The organism is Pseudomonas sp. LLC-1 (assembly GCF_002992185.1).
Lineage (GTDB): Bacteria > Pseudomonadota > Gammaproteobacteria > Pseudomonadales > Pseudomonadaceae > Aquipseudomonas > Aquipseudomonas monteilii.
The window spans coordinates 219,273-232,780 of record NZ_LUVY01000014.1; the positions used below are offsets into that span (position 1 = coordinate 219,273).

Consider the following 13,508-nt stretch of genomic DNA (forward strand, 5'->3'; position numbering starts at 1 on the left):
TTTACGCCCACGGAGACGTCCACTCCCCTGCAACCCGCTTCGGTTGGGGACTGGTTTCATCAGCATTTTCGGGCCCGACGGGGTTCGGCTCATGGCCTGATCGCAGCCTTCGGCGTGTATCAAGCTGCTACTCGCGAACACACCATTCGCCGCCAGCACTGGCCGGCAAAAAAGAAGTGTGCTCGCCGACAACACAAGGAGTCCGCCTGTGGCTAAACGCTACGGAAAAGGGCTGTTGGGATGCGCCACCGTGCTCGTCATCCTGGCCCTGCTGATCCACTGGATCGGCATCGACACGATCACGCGTTATCGCGATGATCTTGGGTTCTACCTGCAAGCGCACCTGGTACTGGTGCTGGCTTCGATGGCGGCGGCGTTGGCCGTGGGCATCCCCGCCGGCATTGCGCTCAGTCGACCGCACCGGGTCGACAAAGCCGAGCGCTTCATGCAGTTCTTCAACGTTGGCAACACCATCCCTCCCCTGGCCGTTCTGGCCATCGCGCTCAGTATCCTGGGCATTGGCGCCGGGCCTGCGATCTTCGCACTGTTCCTCGCCTCTCTTCTGCCCATCGTACGCAACACCTACGAAGGCCTGAAAAACGTCCCCGCCTCGCTCAAGGAAGCCGCCACCGGCATCGGCATGACCCCGCGCCAGCAACTGTGGCAGGTGGAACTGCCCAATGCCGTGCCGATCATCGTCGGGGGTGTACGCGTGGCCTTGGCATTGAACGTGGGCACCGCGCCGCTGGCATTCCTGATCGGCGCCAACAGCCTGGGCAGCCTGATCTTCCCCGGCATCGCCCTGAACAACCAGCCACAGCTGCTGCTGGGCGCCGCGTGCACCGCGCTGCTGGCCCTGGTGCTGGACGCAGCGGTGAGTTTCTCCAGCAAGCGCTGGCTGGAACGTGGCCTGGCCCAATAAGGATAGGGAACGTATGAAGAAAAGAATCGCCTTGCTGCTGGGCGCGGCCCTGCTGTTCGCAGGATTTGCCCAGGCAGCGGAAAAACCGCTGGTGCGCATCGGCGCGCGGGTGTTCACCGAACAGACCGTGCTCGCCGAAATCACCGCGCAATACCTGCGTGCCAATGGCTTCGACGTGCGCGTCACCACCGGCCTTGGCAGCAACATCGCACGCCAGGCCCAGGAGACTGGCCAGCTCGACCTGATGTGGGAATACACGGGCGTGTCGCTGGTGTCGTATAACCACATCGACGAGCGCATGCCCAACGCCGAAGCCACTTTCGCCAGGGTAAAGGCACTGGATGCCAAGAAGGACCTGATCTGGCTGACCCCGTCGAAGTTCAGCAACACCTATGCGCTGGGCCTGCCCCGGCAAGTGGCCGAAGCCTACCCGCAGGTGAACACCATCAGCGACCTTAACCAGGTGCTGCGTGACGAAAGCCAGCGTACCCACCTGGTGGCGCTGGACACCGAGTTCGCCAACCGCCCCGACGGCCTGGTCGGCCTGCGCGAGATGTACGGCCTGCCGCTGGACCGTCGCAACATCCGCCAGATGGACGGCGGCCTCGTCTACACGGCCATGCGCAACAACCAGGTGTTCGTCGGCCTGGTGTACACCACCGATGGCCGCCTGAACGCCTTCGACCTCAAGCTGCTAAAAGACGACAAGCACTACTTCCCGGACTACACCGCCGCCCCGGTGGTGCGCAAAGCCGTGCTCGACGCCAACCCGCAACTGGCCGGCCTGCTCAAGCCGCTGGCCGAGCAGCTGGATGACGAAACCATGCGCCAGCTCAACGCCAAGGTCGACGTCGAGCACCAGAACCCGACCGCCGTTGCCGCCGCCTTCCTGCGTGAGCACCCACTGAACAGCGAGGGCCAGCCATGAACCTGATCGATACCTTCAGCCACCTGGACTGGGCCCAGGTACTGCAACTGACCTGGCAGCACATCATGCTGGTGGGCATCGCTGTAGGCCTGGCGATCCTCGTCGGGGTGCCGCTGGGCATTCTGATGACGCGCTTCCCGGCCCTCGCTGGCCCATTGCAGGCCAGCGCCACGGTGCTGCTGACCATCCCCTCCATCGCCCTGTTCGGCCTTCTGCTGCCGTTCTACTCCAAATTCGGCCAAGGCCTTGGACCACTCCCGGCGATCACTGCCGTGTTCCTCTATTCGCTGCTGCCGATCATGCGTAACACCTACCTGGCCCTGACCAACGTCGAGCCCGGCATCCGTGAAGCCGCACGCGGCATCGGCATGACCTTCGGCCAGCGCCTGCGCATGGTCGAGCTGCCCATTGCCGTGCCGGTGATCCTCGCCGGCGTGCGCACCGCCGTGGTCATGAACATCGGCGTCATGACCATTGCCGCCACCATCGGTGCTGGCGGCCTGGGTGTACTCATCCTCACCTCCATCAGCCGCAGCGACATGTCGATGCTGCTGGTCGGCGCTGTGCTGGTCAGCCTGCTGGCGATCATTGCCGACCTGCTCCTGCAAACCCTGCAACGTGCCCTGACTCCAGAAGGACTGCGCTCATGATCGAACTGAAGAACCTCAGCAAAACCTTCAACGTCAACGGCAAGGACGTGAAAGCCGTCGACGCGGTAAACCTCACCGTCAACGAAGGGGAAATCTGCGTGTTCCTCGGCCCCTCGGGCTGCGGCAAAAGCACCACGCTGAAAATGATCAACCGCCTGATCACGCCCACCTCGGGCCAGGTGTTCATCAATGGCGAAGACACCACCGGGCTGGACGAAGTGACCCTGCGCCGGCACATCGGCTATGTGATCCAGCAGATCGGTTTGTTCCCCAACATGACCATCGAAGAGAACATCACCGTGGTCCCGCGCCTGCTCGGCTGGGACAAGCAAAAGTGCCACGAGCGTGCACGCGAGCTGATGCACATGATCAAGCTGGAGCCCAAGCAGTACCTGCAGCGCTACCCGCGTGAGCTGTCCGGTGGCCAGCAGCAGCGCATCGGCGTGATCCGCGCCTTGGCGGCAGAAGCGCCGGTGCTGCTGATGGACGAGCCGTTCGGCGCGGTCGACCCGATCAACCGCGAAATGATCCAGAACGAGTTCTTCGAGATGCAGCGGGCGCTGAACAAGACGGTGATCATGGTCAGCCACGACATCGACGAGGCGATCAAGCTGGGCGACAAGATCGCCATCTTCCGTGCCGGCAAACTGTTGCAGCTGGACCACCCGGACACCCTGCTGGCGCACCCGGCGGATGAGTTTGTCAGCAACTTCGTTGGCCAGGACAGCACCCTCAAACGCCTATTGCTGGTACGTGCCGAGGATGCCGCGGACAACGCGCCGTCGGTGAGCCCGGAAACGCCGGTCAGCGATGCACTGGAACTGCTGGATGAACACGACCGCCGCTATGTGGTGGTGACCGATGCGCAGAACAAGGCGCTGGGGTATGTGCGCCGGCGTGACATGCACCGCCAGCAGGGCACCTGTGGTGACTTCCTGCGGCCGTTCAATGCCACGGCGTCGCATGATGAGCATTTGCGCATCCTGCTGTCGCGCATGTACGAGTTCAACCGGGCGTGGTTGCCGGTGCTGGATGCCGAGCAGGTGTTTCTGGGCGAGGTGACGCAGGAGTCGATTGCTGCGTACCTGAGCTCGGGGCGCTCGCGGGGGGCGAAAACCAGCATTTTTTCGCCGGCTGAGGCGGTGGTTTCGTAATTGCTGGGGGCGCTTTGCGCCCCATCGCAGGCAAGCCAGCTCCCACAGGTACAGCGCCAATTTCAAGGTTTGCGCTGTACCTGTGGGAGCTGGCTTGCCCGCGATGGGCCGCACAGCGGCCCCGGCGTTGCTTAGAACCCTACACTGGCCTGCACATAGAAGGTCCGCGGCTCACCCACATAAATGCCGGCATTGTTGTCGCTGGAACGGGTGAAGTACTGCTTGTCGAACAGGTTCTTCACCCCCGCCGCCAACTTCAGGTTGGACATCTCTGGCCCGAACTCATACCCGCCACGGGCATGCCAGGTCACGTAACCCGGAATATCGCCATACTGCCCATCCGCACTCGGCTCGGTGATGTAGTCACCATTGAAGCTGCCGTCGGCGTTGATCCCGGTGCCCGGCGCACGCTGCTTGGATTGGGCGTAGGCATCCAGGCTCCAGGTCCAGCGGTTGACCGCGTAGCGCACGCCGGCAGTGGCCACCTGACGTGAATAGAACGGCAAGTCACGGCCCTTGAAGCCCGGGATCTCACCTTCATAGGTTGCACGGGTAAAGGTGTAGCCACCGCTCACCGACAAGCCATCCAGGCGCGGGTCCAGCCCGGCCAGGTCATAGCGCACAGAAGCCTCGATCCCTTGGTGCTTGGTCGCACCCAGGTTGGTCCAGCCCACGTCATTGCTGATGTATTGCAGTTCGTCATCAAAGTCGATGTAGAACGCCGTCAGCTCACCGGCAAAACCGCCATCGTCATAACGCGTGCCGATTTCGTAGGTCTTGGCCTTTTCCGGCTCCAGGCCATTGGCCGTGCTGTTGCCTGTCCCGCCCTGCCCCAGCTGGAAGTACTGCAAACTGCCGAACGAAGTTTCGTAGTTGGCGAACACTTTCCACGCGTCGGAGATGTGGTACATCACGCTCAGCGCCGGCAGCGGCTCGTTGCTGGTGATGCTGCGTTTCTTCTCCGCCACCGGGCGGTTGTTGGCATCCAGCACCGGGCGGTCGCGCCAGTCAGTGTTGATGTGCTCGAAGCGGATGCCCGGGGTGATGGTCCAGTTGCCCACGTCGATCTTGTCGTCGATGTAGTAGGCGCTGGCCTCGGTGCCACCGCTGCGGTCCTGGAACACATGGCCGTCGGAGGTCGGGGTCACGGTGGGCACGTTGTCGATCAGCGCCAGGCGCGTCGACTGCTCACGCATCGCTTCCTTCAGGTAGCGATAACCCACGCTGACTTCCTGGGTGGTCGGGCCGGCAAAGAAGATGCGCGACACACGCGGCTCGATGGCGAAGGTGTGATAGTTGCGCGGGTACGACGACAGGGTCTTCATGTCACGCGAAGCGATGGCACTGCCACGGAAGCTGTCGGTGTAATAAGTCAGCACTTCGAACTGGGTGGCATCGTCGAGCTGGCGTTGCCATTTGAACGACACGTCCTTGCGCCGACCGGCGAAGTAGTCGTAGTCGCGCAGCGACTGGTACGGGTTGCTGTCGTACTGGGCCTGGGTCAGGCCACCGGGCATGTCGGCGCGGCCATCGTAGTAGTGGAAGTTGAGCCAGAACTCGTCGACATCGGTCGGCGCCCAGTGGGTCTTGAGGATAACGTCGTCGATGTCGTTGCCGTTGTTGCTTTCACGGTAACCGTTGCCGTTCACGCCGGTGTACAGCAGTGCCACACCCATGCCGTTGTCTGCCGTGCCGCCGACGAAGGCCGACTCGGTGTGCTTCCAGCCGCCGTGCTGGGACGTTTCCAGGGTGGTGGACAGCTCTGCCGAGGCCTTTTCCGGAATTGCCCGGGTGACGAAGTTGATCACCCCGCCCACGTTCTGCGGGCCATAGCGTACCGAGCCTGCACCACGTACCACGTCGATGCTGTCGAGGTTGCCCGAGGAAATGGGCGCCATCGACAGCTGCGGCTGGCCATACGGCGCGAACGCGGCCGGGATGCCGTCGATCAACACGGTGGAGCGCGGCGACAGGCGCGAGGTGAGGCCGCGCACGCCCACGTTCAGCGACAGGTCGCTGCCGCCAGTGCCGTTGGAGTCCTGCACCTGCACACCCGGGATGCCGCGCAGCACATCGCGCACGTTCATCGCGCCCTTCTCTACCATCGCCTCGCGGCGCACCACGGTGCGCGCGCCGGGGTGGTTCTGCACCACGCTCTGCTGCGCATCGCCCAGCCAGTCACCGACTACCTTGATGTCGGTGGGCGCCAGCTCCAGGCTGCCACTGCCCAGGTCAAGGGTAGTCGGCAGCGGCTTTACCACGACGGTATCCTGGGACATCTCGAAGGTCAGCCCGCTGCCTTGCAGCAACTGTTGCAGCGCCTGCACCGGCGCCAGGTTGCCGGACACCGCCGGAGCCTGCTTGCCAGCCACCAACTCGGGGCTGAAGAACAGTTGCAGGTTGGTCTGCTGGCCAAGCTGGCTCAGCGCCGAACCCAGCGGCTGGGCCTGGATCTGGATGGTGTTGCCGGCCTGTGCAGCCTGGCTGTTGACGGCCACGGCACTGACCGCCAGGGCCAGCGCCAGGGCGCGGAAGCGTGGGAAAGGCTTGTTGTTGTTCACGTCGTCGAAACATCCTGAATGCGGAATAAACGCCAACCGCGTGCAAATGGAAATGCTTGGCAGTTGCAGCTGGCGAGGAAGACGAACGAGTGGAAAAAAACCTGAATCTATTTCGCAATTATTTCGCGAGAGCCGTCTTCATGGGCCTTGATGGCCACCGGCAGGATGCTCGGCAAGGCCCGCAGCAGGGCGTCGGTATCGTCAGTGCTGAAGGTGCTGGACAGGCGCATCCGGGCGACTTTCCCAGGAGCAACCCGTAGCGGCTGGCTGCGATAACGCGAGGCTTCGGCCACCACCTCGGCCAGGGTGGCGTTATCGAACACCAGCTTGCCCTGACGCCAGGCCGTTACCGCAGCCGCGTTGACGGCATAAGGTGCGGCAACCACGCCTTGTGCATCTATATGCGAACCCTGCCCGGCCGTTAGCTGCGCCAGCGAAGCCCCCTTGCCCTGCACGCGCACCGAGCCCTGCTCCACCGCCACCCGGGTGCTGGCCGGGTCCAGACGTACATCAAAGCGGGTACCGGTTACGGTCACGCTGCCTTGGGCAGTATCGACCACGAACGGCCTGGCGCTGTCGTGGGCGACGCTGAACATCACCTCGCCGGCGCTCAGGCGGATATGCCGCTGGCCGGCGCTGAAATCGACCTGCACCTGTGTATTGCCATTGAGTTCCAGGTGCGTGCCATCCGGCAACTCAACCTGGCGGCGCTCGTTAAAGGCAGTCTGCAGGCTGCCCTGATGGTTCAGTTGCTGGTAATGCCAGCCGCCCCAGCCCAGGCCCAACGCCAACACCGCCACACTGGCGGCCAAGGCCTGACGCACGAAACGCCGACGTGGCAGTTGCTGCACCGGGTCTGGCTGGCACAGCGCTTCAAGGCGCTGACGTGGAATGAAGGTGGCGGCCTGCCACACGCGGTTGAGGTGTTCGTACTCTTCCCGGTGGCGCTCGTCGCTCACCAGCCAGGCGCGCAACTGGGTCTGCAACCCGGCATCCCGAGGCGCATCCTGCACGCGGGCAAACCATGCGGCCGCCTGCTCGCGGACGGTATCGGTACCGTGCTGTTTCATCGAAAAGGTCTCCTGACGCTTCATGCCGACACATCCAGATGCTCACGCAAATGCCGGAGCGTGCGGATCATATACTTTTCGACCATGTTCTTGCTCAGCCCCATGCGCTCGGCGATTTCGGCCTGGGTCAGGCCTTCGAGCTTCTGCCAGATGAACACCTGCCGGCAGTTGAGCGGCAACTGGGCCAGTGCCCGCTCGACGCTGTCGGCCAGCTCCAGGGCCTGCACGTAGGCCTCCGGGTCGCCACTGCCGCCACTGCCCTCGTCGAAGGTTTCCAGTTCCAGGGCCTGGCGGCGGTCTTCGCGGCGGAAGCCATCCACGGCAATGTTGCGTGCGGTCTGGTGCAGATAGGCGCGCGGCTGCTCAACCTGTTCGCGCGGGTTTTCCAGTACCCGGACAAAGGCATCGTGGGTGAGGTCCTCGGCCTGCTGACGACTGCGCAGTTTGCGCGTCCAGGTGCCGATCAGCTCATGGTAATGGTCGAGGAAGCCTTTGTGTCCGGACACGGTCGGGGGTCATCAGGGAGGCAGATAAGGGTGCGAATAGTAATGTTTCTCATCAAAACCAGCAAATCCGCCAGTCGGTAACAAAAAATTTATGCGCGATTTCCTGTACGTGGGTGCCAGGAAAATGTGGCCATAAATATGAACACCTGAAGCCCTTTCGCGGGCACGCCCGCTCCCACACAAAGCGCGCGATGCCTGTGGGAGCGGGCGCGCCCGCGAAGGAGCCAATACGGTCTATTCCACAATATTTAACGCTTGAAACATCGTGGGGAACATCAGCCGGTCACATGGGTCGGTTATTCAAATGGCTGGTCGTCGATCCACGCCGATCACGCCCGGATTACCTGTTGATTCTGCATTCTTCACGCCCTAAAGTGCGCGCCGAACGTCCATGCTGGAAACGATCCATCCGGCTCAAGTACTGAGTAGGCGAACCAAAGTGGGGATACGGAGGACGTTCAGTTTGCAGCCACTTATTCTTTCAGTTTGCCCATGGAGTCCCTGAGCATGTCGATCCAGGTCGAAGACTATTTCGCGCGTGACACCTTCCAGAAAATGAAGGCGTTCGCCGACAAGCAGGAAACCCCGTTCGTACTCATCGATACCCAGATGATCAGCCAGGCCTATGACGACCTGCGCGCCGGTTTCGAATTCGCCAAGGTGTACTACGCGGTCAAGGCCAACCCGGCCGTCGAAATCATCGACCTGCTCAAAGAGAAAGGTTCGAGCTTCGACATCGCCTCGATCTACGAGCTGGACAAAGTGCTGGGCCGTGGCGTCAGCGCCGACCGTATCAGCTACGGCAACACCATCAAGAAGTCCAAGGACATCCGCTACTTCTACGAGAAGGGCGTGCGCCTGTACGCCACCGACTCCGAAGCCGACCTGCGCAACATCGCCAAGGCCGCACCGGGCTCGAAAGTGTACGTGCGTATCCTGACTGAAGGCTCGACCACGGCTGACTGGCCGCTGTCCCGCAAGTTCGGCTGCCAGACCGACATGGCCATGGACCTGCTGATCCTCGCCCGCGACCTGGGCCTGGTGCCTTACGGCATCTCGTTCCACGTGGGCTCACAGCAGCGCGACATCAGCGTGTGGGATGCTGCCATTGCCAAGGTCAAGGTGATCTTCGAGCGCCTGAAGGAAGAAGACGGCATCGAGCTGAAGCTGATCAACATGGGTGGCGGCTTCCCGGCCAACTACATCACCCGTACCAACAGCCTGGAAACCTACGCTGAAGAAATCATCCGCTTCCTGAAGGAAGACTTCGGTGACGAGCTGCCGGAAATCATCCTGGAGCCAGGCCGTTCGCTGATTGCCAACGCCGGTATCCTGGTCAGCGAAGTGGTGCTGGTGGCGCGCAAGTCGCGTACCGCCGTCGAGCGCTGGATCTACACCGACGTGGGCAAGTTCTCCGGCCTGATCGAAACCATGGACGAAGCCATCAAGTTCCCGATCTGGACCGAGAAGAAAGGCGAAGCCGAAGAAGTGGTCATCGCCGGCCCAACCTGCGACAGCGCCGACATCATGTACGAAAACTACAAGTACGGCCTGCCGCTGAACCTGGCCATCGGTGACCGCCTGTACTGGCTGTCGACCGGCGCCTACACCACCAGCTACAGCGCGGTGGAATTCAACGGCTTCCCGCCGCTGAAGGCTTACTACCTGTAATGCAAAACGGGGCCGCGAGGCCCCGTTTTCATTTGTGCTTTCCTGTACCGGCCCTATCGCCGGCACAGGCAACCTTAGTCCCCGCGCCGTTCGATTTCCTCGGCATACCTTGCCGCAAAGGCCATCAACACCGGTCCTGCTTTCTGCAAAGTCACCAACGCAGCGCGCAGGAAATTCATGTTCCCCTCAACCCGCGCCCGCTCCAGCCACTGCCCGGCCTCCGCCATTTGCCCACGCTCGACCAGCACCAGCGCCAGGCTGAACATCCCGCGAAAATCGCCCGCCTCGGCCGAGCGCCGATACCAGCGCACTGCCCGCGCCGGGCTGGGTGCCGTGGCAATGCCCTGCTCCAGGTAACGCCCATACAGGTTCATCGACTTGGCATGCCCCATCTGCGCAGCCTTCTCGTAGCACATCAGGGCCTGCCCCTGATCGGCCGGCACCCCACGTCCGGTGGCCAACAGGTTGCCCAGGTTGTACAGGCCCCAGTCCAGTCCCGCGTCGGCGGCACGCGCATAGTGGATGGCCGCCTGCGTCAGGCTCGGCTCACCGCCCCAACCATGCTCCAGGCAACGCCCGAGCATGTTGTGCGCCATGGCACTGCCACCCTGTGCGGCGATGCCAAACCAACGCCGGGCCACGGTGGCATCTTCTTCGATACCGCGGCCATCCAGCAGGATCTGGCCTAGCAGCAACTGCGCCTCGACCGCGCCCTGCCCCGCCGCCGCCAGAATCGCTTGCGCGGCCTTGCCGGGGCTTTCCTCCAGCATGGCCTGCAAACCGGCCACATCCACCACTTCCTCACGTCGCAACTGGTAGGACACGGCTCAGACCTCGGCCCAGCGGCGCAGCAGGTTGTGGTAGGTGCCGGTCAGTTGCAGCAGCGACGGATGGTCCGGCACATCGGCAGTCAATTGCTGGATAGCGTTATCCATCTCGAACAACAGCGTCCGCTGGCTGTCCTCACGCACCAGGCTCTGGGTCCAGAAAAATGCGGCGTAACGCTGGCCACGGGTTACCGGGTTTACCTTGTGCAGGCTGGTACCGGGGTACAGCACCAGGTCACCGGCGGCCAACTTGACCTGCTGCACGCCGTAAGTGTCCTGGATCACCAGCTCGCCACCGTCGTAGCTGTCCGGGTCGCTGAGGAACAGCGTGGAAGACAGGTCGGTACGCACCCGCTCCGGGCTGCCCTTGGGCTGGCGCAGGGCGTTGTCGATGTGGAAGCCGAAATTGCCGCCTTCGCGGTAGCAGTTGATCAGCGGCGGGAACACCTTGTGTGGCAAGGCCGCCGACATGAAGCGCGGGGTTTTCCACAGCCGGTCGATCAGCGCGCTGCCAATCTCCTTGGCCAGCGGGTGCCCTTCCGGCAACTGCAGGTTGTGCTTGGCCTTGGCCGACTGGTAGCCAGCCGTAGCCTTGCCATCAGCCCAGTCGGCCTGCTCCAGCGCCTCGCGGATACGGGCCAGCTCATCAGCGTCGAACAGGCCTGGGATGTGAAGCAGCATGGCAGCAGCACCGTTAGGAAGTGTAAAGGCGCCAATGATATTGATTCCCTTTTGCGCTGCACAAGCCCCATTCGCCGCTTAAGACGTTTCAGCTGTATGAAACCGTAAAGGCAAATTGTAAAGATTGTAAATTCTTCACGAATGGTAACGACTCTCAATTGTGAGTCACAATTGCTTACATTAAGATCCGCCGCCTCAACACCTTGGGGAAGGTCCTTAGCAATGCGCCAGTCCGTACCATCTGCAGTGAGCTCACCACGCCTGATCGTGTCTGCCATCGGTGTCGCCCTTAGCGCCACGTCGGTCTACGCCGCCGACCCGGCCGCGAACAGCGCCATTACCCTCGACGCCACCAGCGTCAATGGCAAGGCTGAACAAGCCAGCACCGATTACAAGGTCGAAAAGGCCTCCTCGCAGAAGTACACCGCGCCGCTGGTAGACACCCCGCGCTCGGTTACCGTGATCCCGCAGCAAGTGATCAAGGACACCAATGCCTTGACCCTGCAGGACGCACTGCGCACTGTGCCGGGCATTACCTTCGGTGCCGGCGAAGGCGGCAACCCGCAAGGCGACCGCCCGTTCATCCGTGGCTTCGACGCCCAGGGCGATACCTACCTGGACGGCGTGCGTGATACTGGCGCGCAAACCCGCGAAATCTTCGCCATCGAATCGGTGGAAGTGGCCAAAGGCCCTAACTCGGCCATCGGTGGCCGTGGCGCTGCCGGCGGTACCATCAACCTGGTGAGCAAGCGTGCGCATCTGGGTAACTCGCTGGACGGTGCTTGGACCTGGGGCAGCGACCAGACCCAGCGCTACACCTTCGATGGCAACTACCAGTTCAGCGATACCGTTGCCGGCCGCCTGAACCTGATGACCCACGAAAGCAACGTCTCCGGCCGCGACAAGGTCAACTACGACCGCTGGGGTATCGCCCCGTCGCTGGCATTCGGCCTGGGCACGCCGACCCGCGTCAACCTTGACTACTACCACCTGGAAAGCGACGACCTGCCGGATTCGGGCATTCCGTACACCATCCCGACCAATGGCAGCGGCGGGCGCACCTCGGCGCACCCGAGCAAACCGGATGACGGCGGCGACAGCGACAACTTCTACGGCCTGACCGGGCGCGACTTCCGCAAGACCCGCGTGGACATCGCCACCTTCGCCATCGAGCACGACCTGACCGACTCGCTGACCATCAAGAACACCCTGCGTCACGGCAACAGCATGCAGGACTACATCCTGACCCAGCCTGACGACAGCAAGGGCAACGTCAACAACGGCAGCGTATGGCGCCGGGCCAACACCCGTGTGGGCAACACCGCTACCACCACCAACCAGACCGACCTGTTTGGCGAGTTCTACGTCGGTGGCCTGAAGAACAGCTTCTCCACCGGTATCGAACTGAGCCGCGAAGAAAGCGAGCGCTCCAGCTACACCGTTGACACCGACACCGTCCCAGGCGGCAGCGCCAACACCAACTGCACCCCGGGCATGATCGGCGCCACCAGCGGCTACAACTGCACCTCGCTGAGCAACCCGAACCCGGATGATCCGTGGAACGGCACCATCTCGCGCAACTACGCTGGCACCACCACCAACAGCAAGACCCGTGCGATCTACGTGTTCGATACCCTGGAGCTGACCCCCGAGTGGCTGGTCAACATGGGCCTGCGATACGACCACTTCGACACCGACTACAAAACCTACAACGCCGCTGGCACCACCACTGCCAAAGGCAACGACGTCAGCGAGTTCGTGACCGGCCAACTGGGTCTGGTGTGGAAGCCGGCCGAAAACGGCAGCATCTACGTGTCCTACGCCACCTCGGCTACGCCACCAGGCGCCATGCTCGGCGAAGGTACCGAAGGCAACCCGCTGGGTGGCACACCTGACCGCAACGGGAATCTGCTGGCCAGCGATATGGAGCCGGAAGAAACCACCAACTACGAGATCGGCACCAAGTGGAACCTGCTTGACGAGCGCCTGTCTCTGGCTGCGGCGCTGTTCCGCACCGAGAAAGAAAACGCCCGGGTACAGGTCAACACCAACACCTACGAGAACGTCGGTGAAACCCGCGTGCAAGGTATTGAACTGTCTGCCAGCGGCAAGCTGACCGACAAATGGCAGGTGTTCGCCGGCTACACCTACATGCAGGCCCGCCAGATCGACGGCGGCCCGCTGGGCAAGGCCAACGACGGCAACCAGCTGCCGAACACGCCAAACAACAGCGCCAGCCTGTGGACCACTTACGCGATCACACCAAAGCTGACCATCGGTGGTGGTGCGTTCTACGTGGATGACGTGTACGGCAGCGTGGCCAACACCACCATGGTCGACAGCTATGTACGCTACGACGCCATGGCCGCCTACAAGCTGACCAAGAACGTCGACCTGCAGCTGAACGTGCAGAACCTGACCAACGAGGTGTATTACGACAAGGCCTTCTCCACCCACTTCGCCAACCAGGCGGCCGGGCGGACTGCACTGTTGACCACCAGCGTTCACTTCTAAAGCAGCAACCCAAAGCCCCGTTCA

General features: G+C 62.5%; 11 protein-coding genes. 6 read left to right on the forward strand and 5 right to left on the reverse strand.

All coding sequences use genetic code 11. The features are described 5' to 3' along the window. The first annotated feature begins 208 nt into the window (after positions 1 to 208). Genes A0O30_RS14390 through A0O30_RS14405 form a run of 4 tightly spaced genes read left to right on the forward strand, consistent with a single transcriptional unit; the run spans position 209 to position 3,654 of the window. The gene (locus A0O30_RS14390) at positions 209 to 922 is read left to right on the forward strand and encodes an ABC transporter permease (protein ID WP_028698933.1); all 714 of its coding nucleotides are present in this window, start codon (positions 209 to 211) and stop codon (positions 920 to 922) included. Positions 923 to 935: 13 nt separating this feature from the next. Beyond that, positions 936 to 1,850 (forward strand): glycine betaine ABC transporter substrate-binding protein, encoded by a 915-nt coding sequence (locus A0O30_RS14395; protein WP_105946957.1) that lies wholly within the window; start codon positions 936 to 938, stop codon positions 1,848 to 1,850. Continuing rightward, on the forward strand, positions 1,847 to 2,500 hold the full coding sequence (locus A0O30_RS14400; RefSeq protein WP_016713182.1) for an ABC transporter permease: 654 nt from the start codon (positions 1,847 to 1,849) through the stop codon (positions 2,498 to 2,500). Before A0O30_RS14395 ends, A0O30_RS14400 begins: the two co-directional genes overlap by 4 nt. After that, entirely contained in the window at positions 2,497 to 3,654 is a 1,158-nt protein-coding gene (locus A0O30_RS14405; protein ID WP_105946958.1) for a betaine/proline/choline family ABC transporter ATP-binding protein, read from the forward strand. Before A0O30_RS14400 ends, A0O30_RS14405 begins: the two co-directional genes overlap by 4 nt. Before the next feature lie 131 nt (positions 3,655 to 3,785). On the opposite strand, the gene A0O30_RS14410 is transcribed toward A0O30_RS14405, so the two are convergent. The 3 genes from A0O30_RS14410 to A0O30_RS14420 form a co-directional block, all read right to left on the reverse strand. Further along, a complete protein-coding gene (locus A0O30_RS14410; RefSeq protein WP_105946959.1) occupies positions 3,786 to 6,215 on the reverse strand; it encodes a TonB-dependent receptor in 2,430 nt (809 codons plus the stop codon). A 107-nt stretch (positions 6,216 to 6,322) separates the two neighbouring features. Continuing rightward, the gene (locus A0O30_RS14415; protein ID WP_105947041.1) at positions 6,323 to 7,285 is read right to left on the reverse strand and encodes a FecR family protein; all 963 of its coding nucleotides are present in this window, start codon (positions 7,283 to 7,285) and stop codon (positions 6,323 to 6,325) included. Positions 7,286 to 7,305: 20 nt separating this feature from the next. After that, positions 7,306 to 7,791, reverse strand: coding sequence for a sigma-70 family RNA polymerase sigma factor (locus A0O30_RS14420; RefSeq protein ID WP_105946960.1), 486 nt, complete (start codon positions 7,789 to 7,791; stop codon positions 7,306 to 7,308). Between the two features lie 507 nt (positions 7,792 to 8,298). Here A0O30_RS14420 and A0O30_RS14425 point away from each other — a divergent pair. After that, positions 8,299 to 9,462, forward strand: a complete 1,164-nt coding sequence (locus tag A0O30_RS14425; RefSeq protein ID WP_016713187.1) for a type III PLP-dependent enzyme — start codon at positions 8,299 to 8,301, stop codon at positions 9,460 to 9,462. Between the two features lie 74 nt (positions 9,463 to 9,536). On the opposite strand, the gene A0O30_RS14430 is transcribed toward A0O30_RS14425, so the two are convergent. Continuing rightward, positions 9,537 to 10,286: a tetratricopeptide repeat protein gene (locus tag A0O30_RS14430; RefSeq protein ID WP_105946961.1), complete on the reverse strand. Its 750-nt coding sequence runs from the start codon at positions 10,284 to 10,286 to the stop codon at positions 9,537 to 9,539. 3 nt (positions 10,287 to 10,289) lie between these two features. Next, positions 10,290 to 10,970 (reverse strand): Fe2+-dependent dioxygenase, encoded by a 681-nt coding sequence (locus tag A0O30_RS14435; RefSeq protein WP_025753806.1) that lies wholly within the window; start codon positions 10,968 to 10,970, stop codon positions 10,290 to 10,292. A 222-nt stretch (positions 10,971 to 11,192) separates the two neighbouring features. Here A0O30_RS14435 and A0O30_RS14440 point away from each other — a divergent pair, with 222 nt between their 5' ends. After that, positions 11,193 to 13,484 (forward strand): TonB-dependent siderophore receptor, encoded by a 2,292-nt coding sequence (locus A0O30_RS14440; protein ID WP_105946962.1) that lies wholly within the window; start codon positions 11,193 to 11,195, stop codon positions 13,482 to 13,484. The last annotated feature ends 24 nt before the right edge of the window (positions 13,485 to 13,508 follow it).

Bases quoted from the DNA above. Each gene is read 5' to 3' on its own strand.
- A0O30_RS14435 (WP_025753806.1), bottom strand. From the start codon at position 10,970: ATGCTGCTTCACATCCCAGGCCTGTTCGACGCTGATGAGCTGGCCCGT.
- A0O30_RS14400 (WP_016713182.1), top strand. From the start codon at position 1,847: ATGAACCTGATCGATACCTTCAGCCACCTGGACTGGGCCCAGGTACTG.
- A0O30_RS14415 (WP_105947041.1), bottom strand. From the start codon at position 7,285: ATGAAACAGCACGGTACCGATACCGTCCGCGAGCAGGCGGCCGCATGG.
- A0O30_RS14395 (WP_105946957.1), top strand. From the start codon at position 936: ATGAAGAAAAGAATCGCCTTGCTGCTGGGCGCGGCCCTGCTGTTCGCA.
- A0O30_RS14440 (WP_105946962.1), top strand. From the start codon at position 11,193: ATGCGCCAGTCCGTACCATCTGCAGTGAGCTCACCACGCCTGATCGTG.
- A0O30_RS14425 (WP_016713187.1), top strand. From the start codon at position 8,299: ATGTCGATCCAGGTCGAAGACTATTTCGCGCGTGACACCTTCCAGAAA.
- A0O30_RS14405 (WP_105946958.1), top strand. From the start codon at position 2,497: ATGATCGAACTGAAGAACCTCAGCAAAACCTTCAACGTCAACGGCAAG.